Origin of the sequence: Pseudoalteromonas sp. TB41, assembly GCF_000497975.1 — a bacterium.
Taxonomy (GTDB): domain Bacteria; phylum Pseudomonadota; class Gammaproteobacteria; order Enterobacterales; family Alteromonadaceae; genus Pseudoalteromonas; species Pseudoalteromonas tetraodonis.
In genome coordinates this window covers 1-23,831 of sequence record NZ_AUTH01000038.1, presented here as the reverse complement: position 1 = coordinate 23,831, position 23,831 = coordinate 1, and the positions used below count along the sequence as shown (strand labels likewise).

20 protein-coding genes and 2 pseudogenes are annotated in these 23,831 nt (G+C 38.0%); 4 read left to right on the top strand and 18 right to left on the bottom strand.

Going from position 1 to position 23,831, the window contains the following annotated elements; translation table 11 throughout:
• The first annotated feature begins 126 nt into the window (after positions 1-126).
• The 4 genes and pseudogenes from L641_RS0106245 to L641_RS23165 all read left to right on the top strand — a co-directional run.
• Complete coding sequence (locus tag L641_RS0106245; RefSeq protein WP_024600955.1) at positions 127-1,365, top strand: site-specific integrase; 1,239 nt, start codon at positions 127-129, stop codon at positions 1,363-1,365.
• Positions 1,362-2,288: a tyrosine-type recombinase/integrase gene (locus tag L641_RS0106240; protein WP_024600954.1), complete on the top strand. Its 927-nt coding sequence runs from the start codon at positions 1,362-1,364 to the stop codon at positions 2,286-2,288. The genes L641_RS0106245 and L641_RS0106240 overlap by 4 nt, the downstream gene beginning before the upstream one ends.
• Positions 2,285-3,286 carry a tyrosine-type recombinase/integrase gene (locus L641_RS0106235; protein ID WP_024600953.1) on the top strand — a complete coding sequence of 334 codons (1,002 nt, stop codon included), beginning with the start codon at positions 2,285-2,287 and terminating at the stop codon, positions 3,284-3,286. The genes L641_RS0106240 and L641_RS0106235 overlap by 4 nt, the downstream gene beginning before the upstream one ends.
• A 99-nt stretch (positions 3,287-3,385) precedes the next feature.
• A pseudogene (locus L641_RS23165) lies at positions 3,386-3,517 on the top strand (transposase domain-containing protein); the annotation flags it as partial.
• A 247-nt stretch (positions 3,518-3,764) separates the two neighbouring features.
• Here the strand turns inward: L641_RS23165 and L641_RS0106230 are convergent.
• The 18 genes and pseudogenes from L641_RS0106230 to L641_RS0106145 all read right to left on the bottom strand — a co-directional run bounded on the left by L641_RS0106230 (position 3,765) and on the right by L641_RS0106145 (position 23,741).
• Positions 3,765-4,166: a hypothetical protein gene (locus L641_RS0106230; protein ID WP_024601458.1), complete on the bottom strand. Its 402-nt coding sequence runs from the start codon at positions 4,164-4,166 to the stop codon at positions 3,765-3,767.
• Positions 4,167-4,298: 132 nt separating this feature from the next.
• On the bottom strand, positions 4,299-5,522 hold the full coding sequence (locus tag L641_RS0106225; protein ID WP_024601457.1) for a hypothetical protein: 1,224 nt from the start codon (positions 5,520-5,522) through the stop codon (positions 4,299-4,301).
• A 17-nt stretch (positions 5,523-5,539) separates the two neighbouring features.
• On the bottom strand, positions 5,540-6,298 hold the full coding sequence (locus L641_RS0106220) for a hypothetical protein (protein WP_238530330.1): 759 nt from the start codon (positions 6,296-6,298) through the stop codon (positions 5,540-5,542).
• A 29-nt stretch (positions 6,299-6,327) separates the two neighbouring features.
• On the bottom strand, positions 6,328-7,077 hold the full coding sequence (locus L641_RS0106215; protein WP_024601455.1) for a hypothetical protein: 750 nt from the start codon (positions 7,075-7,077) through the stop codon (positions 6,328-6,330).
• 4 nt (positions 7,078-7,081) lie between these two features.
• Complete coding sequence (locus tag L641_RS0106210; protein ID WP_024601454.1) at positions 7,082-9,076, bottom strand: 2Fe-2S iron-sulfur cluster-binding protein; 1,995 nt, start codon at positions 9,074-9,076, stop codon at positions 7,082-7,084.
• 4 nt (positions 9,077-9,080) lie between these two features.
• Positions 9,081-9,887 carry a hypothetical protein gene (locus L641_RS0106205; RefSeq protein ID WP_008113889.1) on the bottom strand — a complete coding sequence of 269 codons (807 nt, stop codon included), beginning with the start codon at positions 9,885-9,887 and terminating at the stop codon, positions 9,081-9,083.
• 65 nt (positions 9,888-9,952) lie between these two features.
• Positions 9,953-11,647: an HD domain-containing phosphohydrolase gene (locus L641_RS0106200; RefSeq protein ID WP_249365181.1), complete on the bottom strand. Its 1,695-nt coding sequence runs from the start codon at positions 11,645-11,647 to the stop codon at positions 9,953-9,955.
• 30 nt (positions 11,648-11,677) lie between these two features.
• Positions 11,678-12,493 carry a formyltransferase family protein gene (locus tag L641_RS0106195; RefSeq protein ID WP_024601452.1) on the bottom strand — a complete coding sequence of 272 codons (816 nt, stop codon included), beginning with the start codon at positions 12,491-12,493 and terminating at the stop codon, positions 11,678-11,680.
• Positions 12,494-12,672: 179 nt separating this feature from the next.
• A complete protein-coding gene (locus tag L641_RS0106190) occupies positions 12,673-13,155 on the bottom strand; it encodes a nuclear transport factor 2 family protein (protein WP_024601451.1) in 483 nt (160 codons plus the stop codon).
• Between the two features lie 28 nt (positions 13,156-13,183).
• Positions 13,184-13,669, bottom strand: a complete 486-nt coding sequence (locus L641_RS0106185) for a nuclear transport factor 2 family protein (RefSeq protein ID WP_024601450.1) — start codon at positions 13,667-13,669, stop codon at positions 13,184-13,186.
• 21 nt (positions 13,670-13,690) lie between these two features.
• Complete coding sequence (locus tag L641_RS0106180; RefSeq protein WP_024601449.1) at positions 13,691-14,215, bottom strand: cytochrome c; 525 nt, start codon at positions 14,213-14,215, stop codon at positions 13,691-13,693.
• A 63-nt stretch (positions 14,216-14,278) separates the two neighbouring features.
• Entirely contained in the window at positions 14,279-14,668 is a 390-nt protein-coding gene (locus L641_RS0106175) for a hypothetical protein (RefSeq protein WP_024601448.1), read from the bottom strand.
• A gap of 32 nt (positions 14,669-14,700) precedes the next feature.
• Positions 14,701-15,974, bottom strand: a pseudogene (locus tag L641_RS22220) (2Fe-2S iron-sulfur cluster binding domain-containing protein).
• A gap of 575 nt (positions 15,975-16,549) precedes the next feature.
• Positions 16,550-17,233: a hypothetical protein gene (locus L641_RS0106165; protein WP_051385860.1), complete on the bottom strand. Its 684-nt coding sequence runs from the start codon at positions 17,231-17,233 to the stop codon at positions 16,550-16,552.
• Positions 17,234-17,278: 45 nt separating this feature from the next.
• Complete coding sequence (locus L641_RS0106160) at positions 17,279-20,416, bottom strand: efflux RND transporter permease subunit (RefSeq protein ID WP_024601446.1); 3,138 nt, start codon at positions 20,414-20,416, stop codon at positions 17,279-17,281.
• An 18-nt stretch (positions 20,417-20,434) separates the two neighbouring features.
• Positions 20,435-22,249, bottom strand: a complete 1,815-nt coding sequence (locus L641_RS0106155) for an efflux RND transporter periplasmic adaptor subunit (RefSeq protein WP_008128605.1) — start codon at positions 22,247-22,249, stop codon at positions 20,435-20,437.
• Positions 22,249-22,983, bottom strand: a complete 735-nt coding sequence (locus tag L641_RS0106150; RefSeq protein WP_024601445.1) for a TolC family protein — start codon at positions 22,981-22,983, stop codon at positions 22,249-22,251. Before L641_RS0106150 ends, L641_RS0106155 begins: the two co-directional genes overlap by 1 nt.
• Complete coding sequence (locus tag L641_RS0106145; protein ID WP_024600859.1) at positions 22,980-23,741, bottom strand: IS5 family transposase; 762 nt, start codon at positions 23,739-23,741, stop codon at positions 22,980-22,982. The genes L641_RS0106150 and L641_RS0106145 overlap by 4 nt, the downstream gene beginning before the upstream one ends.
• Between the last annotated feature and the right edge of the window lie 90 nt (positions 23,742-23,831).

Here is a 23,831-nt window from a genome sequence, read left to right as displayed (position 1 = left end):
GTTTATACCGAAAGAAAAACTATGCCGAATCACTTGGCTAGAACCCTATAATACAAAGATACTTGCATATGATTGCTTCGGCATAGTGTGATCTGACTTCTAATAATTAATTTACGGAGAAGGATTATGAGTGTTTCGGCATTTTTCAAGTGTAAAAAAACAATAGCGCGACTTCATACGGGCCCTTTGGGCGTTTATATGAAGGCTTATGCAGAGCATCTAATTACTGAAGGTCACTGCTACCAGAGTGGCGCTCGTAACATTAGAGTTGCTGCTGATTATAGCGCATGGTTAGCCAGTAAAAAGTATAAGGTGACTGATGTTAACGAAGCATCAGTACTACAATATGAAAAATTTAGGCAAAAAAATCGACATCCTTTTTTGTCTGATCACGCAGCTCTTATTAGACTTCTTATAGTGCTAAGAGCGCTCAATGCAACAGCAGCAGCAGCAACGATTGTGTTAGATCATCTGTCGCAGATCATTCAGGACTTTGAACAGCATTTGATGCAAAATCATGGACTTTGTGAAACTTCAGTCATCAGACATCGAATACCACTGAGGAAGTTTCTTTGGCAGTGTTGCCCTGATGGTGTTTCATGCTTTTCAAGCTTAAGAGGACAAGATGTAAGGCAATTTCTAGTGCAACACGCACATGACCAAAGCCCTAGCTCTGCAAAAAATATGTGTTGGACACTACGTGCGTTCGCTAGGTATCTTTTATATAAGGGGTATACAACCTACAATTTGTCTTCTGCTGTACCTAGTATCAGAAGATGGAGCCTAACCACCCTCCCAGAACATCTATCTTCTAACCAAATTCAAAAGGTGCTGAACAGTTGCGACACGAGCAGTGCCGTTGGCTTAAGGGATTACGCAGTACTTATGCTATTAAGTCGGCTAGGACTGAGGGCGAATGAAATAGCTCTGTTGAAGTTAGATGACATCAACTGGCATGCTGGTAACCTCAACATTCGAGGAAAGGGTCGAACGCTTATTGCTTTGCCTTTGCTGCCTGAAGTGGGTGCGGCGCTATCAGATTACTTACAAAACGCACGGCCAAAGACTGATAGCCGTTCAGTTTTTGTACGCTCATTGGCGCCACATTCTCAGTTTGCAAGCTCTGCTGGGATCTCACAAATTGCTAAAGCAGCGTTACTGCGAGCTGAGTTAACACTAAAGCATAAAGGGACTCATATTTTTCGCCATAGCCTTGCAACTAACTTGCTTCAAGCAGGTGCTTCACTGTCCGAAATTGGTCAACTACTTCGCCATAAGAGCCATGATTCGACACGTATTTATGCCAAAGTTAATATTGATGGATTAAGAGCATTAGCCATGCCATGGCCGGGAGTAGCACAATGATCTCCTTACGTAAAATATTACATGAATATGTGGATCTTAGACGCGGACTGGGCCACAAGTTTATTCAACCAGCTAGAGATTTAGAAGGCTTCGTTACGTTTATGGAGCAGTACAGTAGTACTTTTGTCACTACCAAACTTGCACTTGAATGGGCAACCCAATCGCCTGGAAAAAATGCTAGCTGGGCTATAAAACTGGCCTATGTTCGCGGGTTTGCTCGGCACTTGCAAACAATGGACATACACACAGAGGTACCGCCGGTTGGACTTTTATCCTATAGCGGCTCTGCTAAACCGTACATTTACTCTGATATTGAGATACAGGCATTGTTGGAGGCCGCATTAGCTCTTAAACCGGTAAACAAATTAAGGCGCTGGACATACCATTGCCTCTTTGGTCTTTTACCGACAACAGGCTTGCGTATCAGCGAAGCTTTGACTCTCAAACGCCAAGATGTAGATCTTGAGAACTGTATTCTCACTGTACGCGATACAAAGTTTGGAAAATCACGCTACGTTCCCATACATGCAAGTACTCAGCGTATTCTAGTCGAGTATGATCGCCGTCGCGATGAACTTATTAACCCTCCTTGCAGTGAGTACTTTTTGGTAGCAGAGCGCGGTGGCCGTTTATTACCGCAGTATGTTTCTCGTGTATTTTTACGTTTATCACGACAAATTGGATTACGTACCCCAAATGCTAGCTCAGGACCACGGATCCATGATTTTAGACATAGCTTTGCGGTCAATACGCTATTACGATGGTATAGAACTGGAGAAAAGGTAGACACCTTGTTACCAAAATTGTCTACTTACCTCGGTCACAGTTGTGTGCGTGATACCTATTGGTATTTATCTGCCTGTCCAGAGCTACTGGAACTTGCTGCGCGTCGCTTAGAAACACGTTTGGAGGCTGAACTATGAAAGCCACTACCGCATTTCCGTGCTTGCTTGAACGTTGGTTTACTATTCGTTTAATCAATCAAAAACGCGTCAGTCACAACACGATATACTCCTATCGAGACACCTTTCGACTGCTATTGGTGTTTGCAAAAAAACAGCTAGGGAAAGCGCCATCTGCGCTAACGCTAGAAGATATCAACGCAGAATTAGTTAGCGCATTTCTTAATGATCTTGAAGAGCACCGAGTAATCAGTGCTCGCACAAGAAATTTACGTCTGACTGCCATTCATTCATTTTTCCACTTTTTAGAATACGAAGAGCCTGGGTATAGCGCACAAATTCAGCGAGTATTAGTTATCCCTAGTAAACGACATGAGCAGAGGCTGATCCACTTCTTGGAGCGAACGGAAATAGAGGCATTACTGGCAAGTCCGGATAAAACGACGTGGATAGGCCATCGTGATCACGCTCTACTTTTTTTAGCGTTACAGACAGGGCTGCGTCTTTCTGAAATCATCGGGCTCAATAGTACGTCCCTATTTCTTGACCAAGGGGCGCATGTCCGATGTCTTGGCAAAGGTCGGAAAGAAAGAAGTACTCCTTTAACCAAACCTGCTGTTCGTATCATGAAAACTTGGCTGTTAGCGCTTCCTGGTATGGAAGAGGATATACTGTTTCCAACAATACGCGGCAATCGTCTTAGTGCAGACAGTGTGCAGTATTTAGTAAAGAAACATGCTGCTAATGCCAGTATTCAATGTCCATCGCTGAAGCAGAAGCATGTAACACCTCATGTGCTTCGACACACCGCAGCAATGGAGCTGCTTAGCGCAGGTGTTGATACCACGGTAATAGCGATGTGGCTTGGACATGAATCTACACAAACGACACAAAGATACTTACATGCTCATATGGCACTGAAGGAAGCAGCATTAGCGAAAGTAGCGCCATTTAATAAGCACAGTGATCTTCACTATAAACCGAGCGATAAGTTGTTAGGTTTTCTCACCAGCTTGTAGTTCTAGGATTAAACTATGCCGAATAGAAACTGGATCCTTACAGTCAAATGACAGTAATACCAGCACACTTATGAAATTGGGCAGCATGTGTTCGGCATAGTTTTTCTTTCGGTATAAACTGCAAGATCCAACGGCTTAACGCCATTTGATTACATCATGCATTGCCTCGATGAGCTTTGTCAGCCTGAGCCAGACATAGAACAATTATTGCCTTGGAATATCAATATCTAGGTGATGATCACCGGACGTTTACGCTGCAACTGCCGATTGGAGAAGTACCTTTTTCATGGTATCACCTTAATATTTTGTGTTGGCGTGAGTTATTCATCACACTGATTTAATTTAAAAATAAGAATTAGTTATAGAGCAAAAAGAACACACTTTACTTTTACGCAAACCCATCATAGTTTTCATGGTGCTCTAAACTTTTTTGAATTAATGGAAGTCAGTTACCTAAAAATAGGCACACTGATCCCTATTAAGCGAATAATGGAGGGCGATAAGGATTAGATCGAGTTTGCGATATAAAGTTTTGAATTAAGCTTTTAGTAACCTTCGAAATTATAGGTAGAAAACCTAATATATTAATATCTTGAACTAATAAATACTTTACCTGTCCTGTATAATCTTGCATACAATCACAATCTATACAATGGCAGTTATCCATTGTTTTTGAATCATGATTAGCATGCTTACTTTCAGGCTTTACTTGGTGCCCATCATCATGATGATCATGGATATTAACTGTATTGTTTAGAGCTGTAAGTGCATTAGAAGTTATGGCCATTTCAGAACACAAATGAATAGCTGTAGCAAATACTTGTCCATTTACAGACAAATATATCAAAATATAAAATAGCCAATTCAAACGTTGTCCCATGGACAGTTCTATCCTCGCTAGTATGTTACTTCACTATAAACTTATAGCATATTTGCTCTGATAATATTGATTGAAATCAAGCATTCGAACAATCCCTTAAAATAATTATGGTTACTATCTTTCATCATCCAATTAACCATGTGGCGCAGGTACAGACCAGAGAATTACAAATACGAGAGAAGCAGCTATAAACGCGCTCCCAATGATTTTTAGCCATACTCTCCCTGTTTTATTCTTGTATTTAAGCAATAGCATTGTTGTAATTAGCGTCTGGACTAAATAATAAAGAGCAAACCCTTTAGAAGCGAAATTAATTATTTCAAAAACATTCGAAGTCCAGACCAAAATAATTGCTAAAATGACCACTAACATATATCCCATATTAGTTGAAATTTTAGATTTGAGAAGCTCTCTAACTAGACCTCCACCACCTATTGTATCGGCTAGTGCAGCACTTAGTTGGCTTGCTGTTGCAGCAATTAAAAGCAGAATAGGTAAGACCCAAACAGCTTTGCCTAATGTATGGCTAATCGTAGTTTCATTTAATTCAACAATAGGAAATTCTAAAAATATTGGACAGGTTAACCCTATAAAAATGACATACAGTACAATTGCGATCCCTTGTGAATATTTGACTGCCTTTATACGTTGAGCTGCTGAATATTCTGCCCCCATAAAACGAGTTGTTTCGAACCCTTGTGTAACCATCAGCATTCCAGCCAGCATGCTAATTATTTCAAATTTACTTAAACTCTGAGCAGCTGAATGTTCAAACCAAGCCTTACCTGTCGATATGTCATAAGTAAACAAAGCAACCAATACACCAACTATAATAGAAAGTTTGATGGTCACAGCATAAAGCTCTATAGCTTCTAAACCCTTCGCACCTCTAATCCAAGCTACAGCCATTATCGAAAGTAATACCGCAGTTGTGGCACCCCTTACAATATACAAATTTTCAATACCAAGGCGGTCAAAAACAAATGCAGAAAACAGGCTGATATAAAAAGCGACAGATATTGCATATGCCCCTCCAAGAAACCATTGACCAACCTGTTCTAGCTTTGCAATAGATCCATTAGGGTTTTCAACTAAATATTGCTCAGCATGAAGTATGTTGAAGCGAATAATAGCTCCCAAAGCTAATGAAAACAGTGATAAAACTACAATTCCAGCTAATGCCCACTTTCCCATAGTGGCATGCAGTAGTGGTGCAACAATTAAAAATCCACTGCCAATGATTGAGGCTAAGGGAGTTACGGTCGCCCTCCATTGTTGCGATAAGCGAAATCGTTTATTAAACAAAACTATAACTACAACTAATGAAAAGAAAATTGCAATACCGTTATGCAACATACTTCATACTCCTAAGATTAATGGTGTTTATACCAGCCAGCTTTTTTAATGTCATTCCAGGAGGTATTTTGATGACAAGCAAAACATTCTTCTACAGGTGCTTTGTGCTCCCCTGCAACCTTTGCAGATATCTTTTTAAAATGTTTCATATAGTGGCTAGGTGGTGCCTCATGGCATTGATTACAGTCGTTTGACTTGTTTGATGGATGAACAAATGAAGATAAAGACCACTGTTCAGTGCTATGACATTGTACACAATCATCTGAAAACAACCCAAAATGCCTATCATCGTTAGCATGACAAGTAGCGCAATTAAGCAACGCTTCTTTTGTACTAACATGCGGATTAATAAGTAGCGGATCCACTTTTCGATTATCCGATAACATTTCTTTGAAAAGCTTTTGCACAGCCGTGCCTTGATCAAACGGGGTATTATCTTCAGGTAACATGCGTAAACCTATATCAGAGAGTGCCTCATGATCCATTGTAGATATGCGTGCTGCTTTTCCTTGATGCTCCATATGACATGAATTACATTCAGCTATATCGACATGAAACAAAGTAGGCTGACGCTGGATTATTTGAGTATCATTGGCATGACAAACAACACAATTTTCACGAGTAACCCCCGTTATTGGCGTATGACAACTTTGACAATCATCTTCTAAAAAGGAATGGGCTTCACTTAAATCTCCAGGGATAACGGTCATTTCCCAATTTATATCGGGTAACTCACTCGAATGGTAATAGTGACTTACCAACGCAGCTATAATCACTGCTATAATTCCACCAAAAAGATATTTGATCATAACCACCTCAAACCAAAATAAATTTCAGCAGTAATATGAAAAATTATGAGCACATATAAGATCATGGAAATAGATATATGAAATTTTAACCACCGTTTGAACCAAAGCTTTGCTGTATCATGAATACGAATGCTGTATTCAATATCTGATATTGCATCGACCAATCGCAAAATTCTTCTCTCATTGCTAGTTCGACCTAAGCCAAGACTAGTTGAAAAGAGTGATGGAGAGTGTGAGTTTAAATCACTTGGCATAGCGTTAATATGTTTCGAACAAAATCGGTCATGCAATTCAATTTGTTCATCTTTTAATTCATTTTTTAATTCTTCTTTTAGTTTTTTCTTATCTTTTAATTTTGACGATATTAAGCTAAGTATGTATCGCCCAATGAAGCCACTAATCGCAACTAGCATCATTAAGAGCACCAATAGAATACCAAGTAAACTATCAAAACGGTGAGCACTATGTAGTAATCCTATGATTGGTCCTAACACCCCAGCATAGATATGCCAAACCAATAATGTTGACATAGGAACCTTCTTGGTCACCCAGGTTTTTATTGATTTATTTCTCTTGATCACTAAGTAAATTAAAGGAAAAAACATCAAAAAGGCGGCTATTATTCCGAGCATGCTCCCACTAAAACTGCCAGGAAAACGTGGTGAACTGTGCCAAACAAATCCACCCCATAGCACGATCATCAGCAACACTAAACTGGCAACAATTGTTCGTTCTTGATTTGCCATCACTTTATACCTCCACTTTTACAGGGGTTTTGGGTATTGATTGACAAGCTAATACATAACCATTTTCTTTATCATCTTCCTCTAGGCCATCATCCACATCCATTTCTACTTGCCCTTCGAGCAACTTGACTTTACATAAGCCACAGCTTCCTGCTCTACAAGAGCTATCAATATCAACATCTAAATTTTCCGCTACATCAAGAATGCTTTCTCCTTCTGCTGCTTTTGCATGTTTATTTGACTGAGTAAAGGACACTTCAAAACCATTATTAATAGCTTCAGCTTTGATACTGGTATTTTTATCTATATTCCCCATGATAGGACTTTGTGGTTTATTTTCTTTCTTCACAGGGCTACTACCACCAAAACCTTCAATTTTCACTCTTTGAGGCATCATACCTAACTCAATAAGCATATTTTTCATAGCATCCATCATCGGTGGAGGCCCACAGATGTGAGCAGTTTTTTCCGATAGCTCTGGAACAAAGTCGTTTACCAATTGAGAAGTAAATCTACCTTGAGGTCCCATCCAAGCAGTTCCTTCAACTCGTGTCATGCTCACTAAGACATGTAAGTTTTTATGACGAGATTGTAAATACCTTAATTCTCGTTCGAAAATAAAGTCATTTGATGTTCTTGCACAAAAAAGAAAATAGATATTTCCTTTCCAACAGGTAGAGGTTAAATATCTGACGGCACTCATCATGGGGGTAATCCCAACGCCACCAGATACTAAGACAATGTTCTCTTCATTATTTCCGTTGAAGTAGAACTTACCATTAGGTGCTTTTATTTCAAGCGCATCTCCTATGCAAACGTTGTCGTGCATGAAGCGAGAGACTAAGCCTTGCTCCTCTCTCTTTATTGTTACTTCAAAATAATCTCTCTGAGTGGGTGACGAGGCAATGGTATAAGAGCGTTTTATTACTTTAGGCTGATCAGGGATATTGAGAGAAAAAGTAACAAACTGGCCTGGCTCATAATTAAATGGTAGAGGTTCCCCAGCTAAAGATGCCAATCTAATAGTTTTTACATCATGTGTTTCATTAAATATTCCTATGACATGCACAGTACCAGTGAAAACGCCCTTTTTCTTTGAAGTAAAATCAGTAGATTCATTACTAGTAACCAATGCTCCATTCAACTCACTAGACTTATCAAACGTGGGGCTAGTGTTTAAATTTTCAGAAACTTCTTTCTTATTTTCATTTTCTATCACTTGCGGCTCATTGACAGGAGCTATCTTTAATTCTTCTAACAGCGCAGATGCTCGTCTCATTTTATAGGCGTATACCCAAATAAAAACAAACGCAAATAAAAACAAAATAGTCATAACACCCAAGTGAAATATGCTTATTCCAAATATATTTGATTGCTCGCTTTTAGGCGCTGTTGGTAATAGATTCATTTGACTTTTAAACCATTGAAGAGCGACTCGTCTTGGTTCCTGCCCTTCTGCTATCGCCCTTTTGGTAGCTAAACCACTATTGTATTGACTTAAACCTTGCTCTATTTTTTCTATAGAAGATTGCATTTCAGAATAGTTTTGCTGACCATCGGCATTAGCTAACGACATAAAGCCGTCTACCATTATTTGATTACCTTTTTGCATTCTATTTATGGCTTTTTGAAGTACTTCATCGGTCAAGTGAGGAGGAAGTTTCGATAGGCGCATTAATGTAGGGTAGAGATCTTTAGGCTTAGGTGCTCCCATTTGCTCCATCATTCCGTTCATCTTTTTACCCATTCCTTGGCCTTTAGACATAACAGAGGTTTGTGTTTGACCAACACTATCAACAGATAAGTTACTCACACCATCATTATTAGCTACGACAATATTTTGTTGAGTTGGTGAAACCGATGCAATTTGTGAATTCTTTGGGTGATGATTCGCATGTTCATCTTTCCCTTGCTGAGCAAATGATGCAGTGCAATAAAAATATAAGGTAACCCAAAGTGATAGAGTAATAACTGTTTTATTAAAAAAGAAATTCATCATAGACCTATCCCTTACTATCAAATTCTTTTGATATATTTATTTTTTTAATAAGTTCCACTTGTTGCGGCAATAAAACGTCTACAGATTGACCGACCATCTCGATAAATGATAATCGTAGTGTTGAATTGACAGATGCTATTTCTGAAAGAGTATCTCTAACCTCATTTAAATTAGGCATTCCTGAAGCGGTCTCTTTCCACAAACGCTTTTCGAGTTGTTCACGCAGAGTAACTTTTTCTCGTTGAGTAATTCCCCATTGCTGCTTTATGTTAAACAATTGTTCAACCTGCCCTGAAGTCAGTTCAAGTTCAGATACATAATCTAAAAAAAAGTCGGTTTCACCAAGGTGATATAGGTGTGGTGCATCTTGATAGCCGGGTAAAACATCAGTCATGGTAGATAACGAGCCTTGTTTTTCTGGTAAAGGTTTGGTCCCCATCATTGATTTGTTTTTCATCATCATTTTACACATTCTGCCCATACAGTTTTTTTTCTTGGTCATCATACCCATTTTATTTCGCCCCATTTTTTGGTTAAGGCTATTAGAGGTATCATTTTGATTTTTCACCTGGTTATCTCCAGTTGTTTCAAGATCATTTGTAGCGCTTAATTTAGCAGTTTGTTGTGCTGGCAATGTTTGTAAGTTCTTATTCATTTGCTGAAGAGACTTTTGAATGCTGGTAAAGTTTTTATCTTGATAACTCTTTGATTGATTATCTACCGTTGGCTCTGCTGCACTTATGCATGAAGGCAACAAGGGAATGAAGACAATTCCAATGTAGTTATATATTTTATATTTAGGAAATTTCATTTGTTGTACTCCATTAGTGCTAGATTCATAACTGTTTTATTTAAATGATTTTGAAGAAAAACAACCTATTCAGGCATGTGCATAATTTTTTCCAGCTCTTCCATATCGATCAATTTATTTTCTGGTAAATCTATATAACGTGTTGAATAATATAAGCATGTTCCATTTACTTCTTTCCTCAATAATTCTTCCCTTTCAGATGAGTCAATTTTCCTTTTGAGCAACAGAATAAAGTCATCTCCAAATAGCCTAAATACAAGGTGGTTTTCTTCAAATTTTTGAAGAGAATTTACAATTTCTATAAGCTTCTCATCACCCTTATTCCAGCTATGTTCTGAGTTATATTTCGAAAAATTATGCACTCTAATTAGCAAAACATGTCGATATTTGTTTAATTCTTGTTTTTGTTTTGACAATAAAAGCTCTAAGTACCTTTGATTGTATGCATGTGTCACATTATCTTTATAGAAATATGAGAAACGTTCATGCTGTAAATCAGACTCTGGTAACTGCGATATTTTACGATCTATTTTAACGTTTGATAATGCGTTAATCGCAGACTTTACAATTACAGGGTTAAATTGTTGTCCACTTAATTTAGAAATTTCTTGAATTGCTTGTTGTACTGATTTTCTACCTTTATAAATTCTGTCTGTGGTCATAGCATCAAAGCCATCAGCAACCGTGAGAATTTGAGATAAGAAGGGAATCTCGCCTCCTTTTAAACCTTGGGGATAGCCAGAACCATCATAATATTCATGATGATGTCGAACTATTTCTGCTAAATCTTTATAGATAGATACTTTAGAGAGAATTTCATAACTGGTTGTTACATGGTTTTTAATAATTTTATATTCTAAATCACTCAACTTCCCCGGCTTTAATAAAATAGAGTCTGGCGTAGATATTTTACCTATGTCATGTAGCATCGATGCTCTGTAAAGTAGCTCTTTTTTAATACTCGAAACATTTAGCTCTTCAGCAAGTAACATCGCATATTTTGCAACTCTTCGGGTGTGACCAGCGGTATAGCTATCTCGTTTCTCTAATATATCGACTAAATTAAAAACACTTTCTTCATAATTTCTTAGTTTTTTAGTTACTGCACTGCTTGTTTTTTTATAGCCGTAAATGATTGCAGCTATACCTAATACCCAAATTATTCCTATGCTTCGAATCATACTCCATGTGTGCAAATAGGCTTCTGAAAGGTATCGACTCATATTCACCGAAACAAAAACACCTCCAAAGTAACCACCTTTTTTCTCAAGTCCTACTAGCCTGCAAATTTGACAGTCTTGATCTACAGCTCTTGGCTCTACAGCTCTTAAAAAAGAGCTTTGACCTTTCTCATCAATAAAATAAGTTGTCTCGTTTCTATCGATTAAGACTCCGACTAGTTTTTTTTGCCATTCATCTAAAAAAGTATTTTGGTTACTAACATTTGAATTTTCTTGTACAAAGACTAGAGAAACTTTTGGTTTCTCTATACCAAGTTCAATAGATACGACGCCACTATTAGATTCAAGTCCTTTTAAATCTAATTGTCTTGATAAGCTCATATCGTTAATTTGGTAGTCATTTATTAATAGTTTTATGGTCGCATCAATGTGTTCAATTGCAGAAAAAGCATCATCTTTAGCATTTTTAACCGCACTTTTTTTTGATGATATGATTAAGTTTGCAGTTAGCGTTGTAACAATAATTGTCCAGATAACCACAACGGTAAGTGCAACTTTCTTTAACGGTTTCATTTTCATAATCATGCTCTACATCCAATTACAATTACGTTAATCAATCAAAGATAACGAATATTTGTGAACACAAACTATCCCATCACTTGAGCTGATAACAAGTAAATATTCATCTTCATATATAACTTTTCCTGCGTCATAATGATGGCCGTATTCTACAGTTTCTAGATGTTTGGCATTCCAAAGACGGTTATTAAGTTTAAGAACTACCCCAATAAAGCCATAACTGCGAATCTTGCTACTTATGTGTTGTGTTGATTGTTTCCAGTCCAGCATCCGCTCTGTTATGTCTATGAGTGGAAAATATGAATAGTCAGATTGCTCTACAGCGTTTTCATAATAACCTTCGACATCAGAAAGGAAGGTTTTTAATAAATTTACCGCTTCAATATGCATTTTGACCATGACTGTCGTGATAGATTCATTCTTTTGAATGGGAACATCTGATTGAAGAATCACGTCTCCACCATCTACCACATTTGTTAATTTATGAATTGTTACGCCAGAATGTTCAGGATATTTTAATAGATATGGTAATGGCGTTGGCCCCCTGCCGTTTGGTAACATTGACGGGTGTATGTTAATAGCGTACTTAACATTGGTTTCAGGTAATATGTGTAGATACTCAGCTACTATGAACATTTCTACACCCATGGAAATCAAATGTTCAAGCTCTTCACTCATAGGCTTATTTTTGAATAAGGGAATTTGATGTGTTTCGCACAATTTTGATATTACCGAAGAAGTAAAGTCGGGCGAGTTAATGTAAACTCTTACAACTTCAAAACCTTCACTAATTAAGTACTTTAAGCACGAAGAGAACATATTATTGCCAAAGTAAACTATTCTCATAATCCGAACCTCAACTGAAATAAATCGGTGTGATAATTATCAATAGGACACAAAGTGACGTTAAACTCGTAAAAACTTAAGTATTTTTTCTTCTCTATTTTATTCACTTAAAAGTCCTATTCCATTCATTTAATGACTTAAACTAACCAGTCATCATACGGTGTATTTTTAAACAATAATTACTTTTTATCTCTACTAGACGAGTGGGTATGCACAACTTTCCAATTGCCATTTATTTTGCGAAATAAGAATGTTTGAAATCCTTTTTTGTCGAATGTTTTGCCACTTTTATTCACTTTGCCCTTTATACGTGTGTCAGCAATTGCCCACGCAAAAGATTTATCATCGCCCTCAAAGTGAACTTCTATTTCACTAAAACTCAATTTTAAGTATTCCAAAGCATCCTTTTCAGGCTCTACGTGATGCTCGACTAGCGAATCTAACCCTGCATTTTGTCCTCCTCCTTCGATATAACGTGCCCCCTCAAAATCTAAAAAGTTACGTCGAAACGGCAATCCATCACCATTTTCCCAGCCATACTTGATGCTTTTAATCACATCAACAATCGCCTTTTTGTCTTTATTACTATGATCTCTATCATCATGAGCCACAGCCGATATACTGATGATAAGTGCAATAAAAGTTGCAATAAATTTTCTCATTTTTAACCTCTGAATTATTATGTTTAAATTAATGTGACCAATGGATATGCGCTATTTTCCATTTCCCATCTTTTTTCAAAAGCACCATACTTTCCATGCCTTCACTTTTCACGTCTTTTCCTTGAAACTCTCCGGTTAACTTTGTTTTGGATATTGAGTAAGCTATTTCCCCCATCTCCCTGACTTCATGTTCAAGTATTTCTACTTTAAGTTGAGCCAAATATTTCATGTCAGCCAGCATATGATGATTAGCATAATCATCTGCTGAGCGCTCTACTCTACCGCCCTCATATATAATGACATCATCAGCTAAAAAGCCGCGTGCTTTGCTCTTATCGCCACCCTGTAAGGCTTGGTGAAATTGCATAACGACTTTACCTGCATCACTTGTTAATACGGGCAATTCACCACGTTTACTTGTATTATTTTTTTCGCTTGCATGAGCTATTGTAACATTGCTCATGGTTAAGAAAATTAACAAAGCCGCTGTTACTATTATTTGAATTATTTTCATTTTTATTCCTATCTTTAATAATTAATCTATTGCCGTTAGCACTTGATATTGCTCGGGTGTTATTGTAGGTAATCGTTTAATAAAAGCAACCATTGCCCATATTCTTTCATCACTGTGAGTTTTGCCCCAAGCTGGCATCCCCGAAGCTTTTATGCCGTGCTTAATCACCCAAAAGTTCTTCTTTGCAAGCTCTTCATCAGTACCGTGTTGATGAGTTTCATGCGAAATACTTAAATTAGGTGGAGTAGGATACAACCCAATGCTCATATCACTTTCTTTTAATCCAGGTTTTAAATGACAACTTGAGCACATATATTCATAATCTGCTCCTCCCATTAATAACAACTCAGGACTTTCCAAATCAGGTACTTTGATATGTTGAGCCGATTTCTTTATGGATGCCTCCCTAGTTTCTTCAAGAAGCCAATAAACAATATCACTGTGAGGTTCATCTGCGGCTACATTCACTATCCCTGAATACATGACAGTGGCTGCACTAGCTCCTCCCAATAGCAATAATATCAATAGAATTTTAAGAGCTTTCATAACAATTCCTTACTTTAAAAGTCACTTAATACGAGCTTCAATTAAGTGACTTTTAATATTTAATTAATGGTTCTGGTGATCATCACTATTAGCCTTTTTATTTTTCTTTTTTTCCATTTTACTGTGATCCATTCCTTTCATTTTACTGTGATCCATTTCTTTCATTTTACTGTGATCCATTTCTTTCATTTTACTGTGATCCATTTCTTTCATTTTGCTGTGATCCATTTTCTCCATTGAAGATTTTGATTGCTTCATACACTTTTTCATCATTGCAACTGCAACAGGGTCTTTCATATCCATCTTGCTATGATCCATTTTGCTACAATCAGCTTTTTCTGCTTTTTTTGCATGCATTTTCGGATCATGAGCGGATGCATTCATTGATAAAGTAATTGCTGGTACTAATATCAAAGCGATTTTGCCTACAGTTTTAATAAAGTTAGTTTTCATGGTTCTCTCCTACGTTAGTGATTAAGTTTAATTTAAGTAAATTCATCGAATGCAATATTAGTAGCATCAACATTCTTAGTTTTCAAAAGATTTATCGTTGCTGACATCATATTCGGTGGGCCGCATAGATAAAATTCAACACCATCAATTTGACAAATTTTGTTAATATTTGATGTGAGTAAATCTTGAACATACCCCTTTGCTCCTGACCAGTTCTTATGCGGCCTAGACAAAACAGGGTAGTAAAAAAGTTTGTATATTTTCTAGAAAGCCTGTAAAGCTCATCTTTATATAACAAGTCCTCCTCAGTTCTAGCACCATAGAAAAAATAGATACCTCTAGTTTCCTTTCTTTCTTTTTGGTAGAAGCACAATTGCTCTTCAATCAATGATTTCAATGGTGCCATTCCAGAGCCTGCTCCGATAAGCATCATTGTTTTATTACTTGAAGGTTTAGCGTGAAAATCTTCAAATGGACCAGCCGCTTCTATTGTTTGCCCTAGCCCCAAATTGCATATGTAGCTAGAACCTACACCGGGATATATACTTTTATTTGGAGCATTTTGAATTTTGACGGTAAACTTTAACTCGTTAATACCAGCTTCAATCTGCCCATCACCATTAGCTAGAGAATAGCTTCGACTACAAGCTTGATGCTCATACTCTAAATACTCAATATCACGCCAATGGTATTTGAAAGCGTCAGGAAGACGCGCTGGTATAGATACTCCTTTAGCTGGTGGTATATAGAAGCGAAGATGAGCACCTGCTTTGAATTTTAATCTCTCACCACCAAGCACTTTAAAACGCAACTCTTTTATATAGGGACTAATAAACTCACTATGCGTTAATTCAAGAAGGTATTTTTTGGCTTTAGTAACATCAATTAATGTTAACCTCTTAGTTTCTGTTGCATCATGTTGACAAGCCAATCTGTAACCTTGTTGCAATTGTTCCTTTGTTAAAAGTACATGCTCTGCTGAAGTGACTTTGACACTGCTATCAAGACGTACTTTACATTGCCCACAAGTACCGCCACCGCCACAGGTTGATGACAAAGCAATATCATGATCAATTAAACCGTCAAGTAAGTTGGTATTAGTAGCTAAATCGAATTCCCCGATAGGCTCCAGATCTTTATCAAATAGCGCCAAAGTTCGACTTTTGTTGCCAAAGCGAACTTTGTATTGACCATTAAAGAGCAGCTCAATAGTCCAGATAAAACCAGTTAAGGAAAAGAAAAGCGTGAAAAGAGAAAATAAAATGATTTGAACATTATTGAAGCTTCCTTCAGTGCCATAATCCATAAAGTGAAGCATAAAGAAAATATCAACAAACCGTTTATCATCATTACTATGTTTAATTATTCGACCAGAACCAGCATCAATATAAACGCTAGTTTGAATATAATCAGCATAGTTAACTTGCCACACTTCATTTTGCTCACGAGGTATATCTTCATATGGAGGTGATAATTTAACTGCATTTTTAATCACACCTTTACCATTGTAGGAAGATTGGGCCAGTTTTCTAACCATAGTTTCATCAATAACGACTGGCTCAGCGGTGTACGCATCAACCAAAGAGTAGTCATTGTCAAAATGGCTATATAAACCTTTATTATGAGTTAACAAATAGTAAGGGTGCTCTAATAGTGATATTTGTTTTAACGATACGACTTGTTTTGATTGAGATAAGACAAGCTGTGGTTCAACTAACCTATTAATATCAACTTGGGCAACAACGGGAGTTTGTTTATATTGATTTCCTGAAGCCTTTTGATGATCCATCAAATTAAAATATAAGCCTGTTCCTAACCATACTAGTAGTTGTAGGCCAACCAACAAGGATAGCCATTTATGTAGCTTTTTAAGGAATAACATTATCTAGCTACTCCCATACTTTTATCTAATGTATTTTTTGCTCTGTTTTTGAAAATAACAAAGTAACTCAATACACCACCAGTAATTGCCGCAAAAATAGAAAAAAGTGTGATCCAAAAAAGTAGTTTATTACTTGGATCTTCTTCTTCATAATCCATGACATGCAAACTAAACATCAAATCAAAGATTCGCCAAAATTCATGTCGCTTACTGACAAGCTTTCCTGTTTGAGCTGAAACATATATCGACGGACTGCCAAAATCATCAAAGTTAACCCGCCAAGCAGGTAATGCTCGACGGCTTAATTCAAACGGTGGATTTTCTGTAATCAGTTCAGACTCAAGGACCTCACCATCACCACTGTAATAGTGTTTTGCAGCGCTAATAGCTAGTATTTTGTTTAAGGGAGAAATCTTCTCCCCATTACTAGCATTTACAACATATTTTTCGTCATGCTCTGTAAAACGATATACGGCTTGGTCTATAAAAACTTCTACGGCAATGTTTTTTGCGTCAGGATATTGCTTAGCTAATGCAGATAATGGGTAAGTAATTTCATCCACATTAACTTTAGTTTGGTGATTAACCACCAAACTATCACCATGAATATAGTCAATATCAAAAATAACCATATAGGCACCAGATATTGACCAAATCAAAAACTGCAAGCCTAAAAACAACATCAACCACCGATGGAGTTTCCGACTAACCTTCAACATTTTCAAGCTCTATGCCTTGCTCGAAACATTTTTAATCGATGACGAACGCCACAAATAAAATAATGCAGGTAGAACAAGTAAAGTTAAAATTACCGCACTTAGCATTCCACCAACCATAGGTGCTGCGATACGACTCATCACTTCAGAACCAGTACCTGTGCCATATAATATTGGCAATAAGCCAACGATTATAGCTGCTGCGGTCATCATGACTGGACGTACACGTAAGCCTGCACCATGTAACACCGCTTGAAGCACATCAGCTTTCGTTGTCGCAATATCCTTTGACTGATGATCATCAATCATTTCGTGATAAGCCTGATTCAAATAAACCAACATAATCACACCTATCTCAACAGCAACCCCCGCTAGCGCAATAAAACCAACACCTACAGCAACGGAGAAGTTATATCCTTGGATATACATCAACCAGATACTTCCCACCATTGCTAATGGTAAAGTTCCCATGATCATTGCCACTTCAATAACATTTCTGAAGTTCAGATAAAGTAGAATAATAATAATGAACAAGGTTAACGGCACTACATAAGTCAATTTAGCTTTGGCACGTTGCATATACTCATATTGACCAGCCCACGCAATTGAGTAGCCAGCAGGAAGTTTTAGCTTATCTTCAACAACTTTTTGTGCATCAGCAACGTAACTACCAACATCCACACCTTCAATGTCTACAAATGCCCAACCATTTAATCTTGCATTTTCTGACTTTATTCCCGGAGGGCCGTCTTCAACGAGCACATTCGCAACATCGCCTAATGAGATCCTTTGCCCATTTGGTGTCACTATTGGTAGTAAAGATAGCGTTTCAGGCGAATCTCGATAGTCTTGTGGGTAACGTAAACTCACTGGGTAGCGCTCTAAGCCTTCAACAGTTTGAGTGACATTCATACCACCAATAGCCGTAGCAACAACCTGCTGAATTTCGCTAATATTTAAACCATAACGAGCTGCTTTAGCCCGTTGTATATCAACTTTAACGTAACGTCCACCAGCTACACGCTCTGAATATACTGATGCTGTTCCAGGTACATCTTTCAAAATAACTTCTAATTGTTTACCTATGTCCTGAATTACCGATAAGTCAGGTCCTGCGACTTTGATACCCACAGGTGTTTTAATACCCGTAGCTAACATATCAATACGAGTTTTTATTGGCATCACCCACGCATTAGTAACCCCAGGAAGTTTAACTAAACCATCCAGCTCTTTTTTCAAACTCTCAGTAGTAACACCTTCTCGCCACTCTGAACGAGGCTTTAATTGAATAAAGGTTTCAATCATTGTTAAAGGTGCGGGATCAGTAGCAGTCTCGGCCCTGCCTACTTTACCAAACACAGTTTTAACTTCTGGAACTGTTTTAATCAGCTTGTCCGTCTGTTGTAACAGTTGACGAGCCTGCCCTATCGAAATACCAGGATAGGTTGTAGGCATATACATCAAGTCACCTTCATCAAGTGGAGGGATAAATTCACTACCAATCTTGTCAAGTGGATATATACCAATAGCAAGAACAGCCAATGCTGCTACTAGGGTTGTCTTAGGAAAACGTAATACCGTTTTTAAAGCAGGCATATAAATAAAGGTTAAAAAGCGGTTCACCGGATTTTTATGCTCAGGTAAAACCTTACCCCTTATAAAATACCCCATCAGTACAGGGACTAATGTAATCGCTAATGCCGCTGAAGCTGCCATTGCATACGTTTTAGTAAAGGCAAGCGGAGCAAACATTCGCCCCTCTTGAGCTTCCAAGGTAAAAACAGGAACAAAACTCACCGTAATAATTAACAAGCTAAAGAATAGAGCAGGACCAACTTCACTGGCCGACTCCACTACTATTTTCCAGCGGTTTTCATTAGTTAACGGTGTTTTTTCCATGTGCTTGTGCATATTTTCAATCATTACAATAGCACCGTCGATCATGGCACCAATCGCAATTGCAATCCCTCCTAGCGACATAATATTCGCATTAAGACCTTGCATATGCATAACGATAAATGCCGTCAATATCCCTACAGGTAAACTCACAATGGCGACTAGTGACGAGCGGACATGAAATAAGAAAATGATACAAACTAGCGCCACAACGCCAAATTCTTCTAATAGCTTATAAGCTAAGTTATCAACAGCCCTTTCAATTAATGCAGAGCGATCATAAACAGGAACAATTTCAACCCCTTCAGGTAAACCTTTCTTCAGTTGCTCTAGCTTTTCTTTAACACCATTAATGACTTGCTGAGCATTTTCTCCAAAGCGCATAACAACGATACCACCAACAGTTTCTCCTTCACCGTTAAGCTCAGCGATACCTCGACGCATTTGTGGGCCAGTCCCAATATCTGCAACATCTTTTAGTAATAGAGGTGTGCCATTTTCATTTACTCCTAAAGGTATATTCTCTAGATCTTCAACACTTTTGAGATAACCAGTTGCTCTAACCATGTACTCGGCTTCTGCCATTTCAACAACAGATGCCCCGATCTCTTGGTTACCTTGCTTAATAGCCATTTGAATATGTGAAAGAGGGATCCCAAATGCTCTTAATTTTTCAGGATTAATTCTTACTTGGTATTGCTTAACCATACCGCCAAGTGCAGTAACTTCTGATACGCCAGGGACAGTTTGCAATTCATATTTTAAAAACCAATCTTGTAAACTGCGCAATTGACTTAAGTCTTGTTGACCCGTTTTATCAACTAAGGCGTATAAATATACCCAACCTACGCCTGTAGCATCAGGTCCTAATTGCGGTCGTGCATTGCTGGGTAAGCTAGGGGCTACTTGACTTAAATATTCAAGTACTCGCGAACGCGCCCAATACAAATCTGTATCTTCATCAAAGATGACATACACGTAAGAGTCACCAAAAAAAGAATAACCTCGAACAGTCACAGCGCCAGGAACTGACAGCATGGCAGTAGTCATCGGATAGGTAACCTGGTCTTCAACAACTTGTGGGGCTTGACCAGGGTAACTTGTTTTAATAATTACTTGCACATCAGATAAATCAGGCAGTGCATCAATAGGCGTTTTATTAACAGAATATAAACCAATGCCTACGAGTAAAAAGGTAGCGAGTAATACAAAAAATCGATTACCAACGGACCAACGTATTATAGAAGCAATCATAATAATCTAACTCCTATATTAGTGGTTTGAATGATCAACAACAGGTGCTTCTAATCTAGAAGTTTCACCCTGTTCATCACCTTGCCCTAGTGGGGCAATTTCAAAAATTACAAAATGTTCACCACGCACTTCAAAAGTAAACTTAACTTCCATCCCCTCAGAAAGTCCTTCAAGGCTAACATTGTGCCCTGTAATGAAATCTAAAGTAGCCGCAGGTCGTCCCCATTTTTCAATAGCAGTTCGACTAATGTTCACCATTCCATGATCGATCATTAACGAGTTAATTGTTCCAGTAACTGTCGCTGACGAGTCATCTGCCACTTCTTCAGTTACTTGGCTTGTATCACTTTCACTCATGTCGTCAGGAACATGGATGTTGCTAATTTTATAATCACCATTATCTTCTTTTGTCACTTCAACATGTAAACTCATCCCTTCACTAAGTAATGAAAAGTCAACGCTGTCCGATGCGATGAAATCCATCGTCATTTCTGGCCATTCCCATTCAGGTATCGCCTCATGAGCTAAAGTTAACATTTTATGATCTGCCATCATGCTCTCGATACTAGCTTGAACCCAAACAGAAGAAGGCATTGAAGCATCCGCTTCATCAACATCGCTATTCATTCGCTTGAAGTCTGAAGACTTACTCGATTCTGAATCTAATAAGAACTGTGCAGAACTAACAACTTTTTCCCCATCACGCACCCCTTCAAGTATCTCAACACTTTCGCTATCGTATCGACCTACAGATACTGCAACCGATTTAAAACTCCCCTCACCTAAGGCGAGAACAACTCTATCTTGGTTTCCTGTTCTAATAAGTGCTTCTTTAGGGATTAATAAAGCTTGTTCGTCACCTGTTGTGTGAATCGCAATTTGAGCAAACATATTTGGTTTGAATTCGCCTTCTTCATTTTTAAAACGAAGACGTACTTTCACAGTACGAGTTTTTGCATCTAGTGTTGGGTAAATATAATCAACTTTTCCTTGCCATGTTTTTCCTGGTAAGTAATCAAGAGTCATGGTTACTGGGGTGCCTGTTTTGACTTGACCCGCTTGGCGTTCAAAGACTTCAGCTTCAACCCACACTTCCGATAAATCACCAATTGACATTAAAGTAGAGCCAGGCTTAACAAAAAATCCTTCACGTATTTTTAAATTTTCCACCACGCCATTTTGTGGAGAATAAAAAGTAATTGTTTGCTGTACTTTCTTTGTTTTCTTAAGTTTTACTATTGATGATTTTGGAAGTTGTAATGCTGACAATCGATTTTCAGCAGCACTAATTAATCGGCTATTTTTACGATCTAATGCCAATAATAATTCTTCTTGGGCATTAACTAATTCTGGGGAATAAATTTCATAAAGGGGTTGCCCCTTCTTAACAGGATCTCCAATAGCCTTAACATATAGCTTTTCAATCCATCCTTGTACTCGTGGATGGATATGAACTAACTTATCTTCATCATAAGCAACATAACCGACTGTATTTATTTCAGTGTGCAATGATTTATAACTAACTATTGCTGTTCTTACACCGAGGTTATTTACAACATCAGGAGAGATACGAATTGTTCCGGGACCTTCATCAGGTCCTTTACCACCATCGTCGTAAACAGGTACTAAATCCATACCCATTGGTGACTTCCCTGGCTTATCTCTTTTGTAGTTCGCGTCCATTGGAGCTACCCAATAAAGCGGCTTCTTTTCAGCCGTTACAACAGAGCTTGCTTCCCCACTATTTGTCGGGGCCATAAAACTATAAACCCCAAATGTTAAAAAGCCACCGATAACCATGCCAATTACTATTGGCTTAATATTGTTGTTCATTATTCTTCTCCCGAAATAACAGTGAAACCACTATTATTTGATAAATTCATATTATTGTTACTAACGACAGGATCTATGCTGCCTATAAAAAGGTAATTAAGTTCTAGTAATAATTTCTGCTCTTCGACATTAAGCGTTAACTCATCTATTTCCGCATTTAATACAGCGATTCGTGAGCGAACTACTTCGGCAAAGTCACCATCATCATTGGTGTAGGCTGTTAGCGAAGCTTCAGCTTGATCATGGATTTGAGGCAGTAGCTTGTCTTTGTATAAGTTCTGTCTATCTTTCAATCGAAGTAAGCGCCCTTTTGCACTGGAGTATGATGCGAGCAATTTCCTCATCAATAATAATTTTTCAGTTTTTATAGCTTCTGTTTTTGAAATAGCTGACTTAACTTCTTTGTCCTGTCTATTATCTGTAAAAAGCGGCAAGTCAAAAGTAACCCCTACAGAGAACAAGTCCGCTCGACTATTTCCCATTGGATCATCATCACGGTAACCATAACTAGCATTAACTCCCCACTCAGGTTTGTATTTTTGCTTTGCCAATTTAATTCCAGTTTTTGTTGATTTAATTTTCTTTTCAACTGCGACAAGTGAAGGGTGGTTAGCAATATACTTTGCCAGTTCACTAGGGCGTAACCAGCTATCTGTAAGAACTATATTGCTATTTACTAGGTCAATTTGAGGTAATTGCTTAGGGGCTGTTGATCTTTGTAGTACATATATCAATCAGCCCACATTGGTAGCCACATCATAGTAAATGCTAAAGCGAGCATTGAATGATAATTTCGTTCAAGCTTTTCATACCGCGTGGCTATCCCTCTATATTGCTTAATACGGCCAAATGCATTCTCAACCAAGTGCCGATATTTATACATGCACCAGTCAATATCTTCATTGCCTACTAAACTGTTGCCCTTACGTGGAATAACGGGTGTAGCGTTATTATCACGAACAAACGCTCTCAGTTTTTCACTGTCGTAGCCTTTATCTGCGACAACCATATTACTTGTTGGGCAATTAGCTACGAGTGACTCTGCATGGACGATATCATGCGTATTTCCACAGGATAATTCATAATAAACAGGCAACCCTCCGCTATCGACTGCAAGATGAATTTTCGTAGAATTTCCACCTCGGCTCTTTCCAATTGATTCATTGTCAGCAGTTCTTGCACCGCAACTATGTTGATGAGCCCTGACAATACTGCCATCAATGAAGACCCAATCCATGTCCGCATCACGAGATAATGCGCGAAACAGTTCATTCAAAATCCCTTTTTTGGACCATAAATTAAACCGTCTGTAGATAGCACTCCAACGGCCAAAATCAGAAGGTAAATCTCGCCATGGAATACCTGTGCGCATCTTATACAGTATGCCTTCGAGCGTTTTTCTATGGTCGGGCTTATTATAAATTCGACCACTTAAGTACATTACTTTTGATAAGACATTCCATGTCCCGTCTGTTAGCATTAATCTTGGCATGTAGGTTCGGTGTAAAGTTTTCTGGCGAATTCAATTATACCTTATCTTCATGCTGTTTGTTTTTCATACCACAAAGATCAACACGCCCTA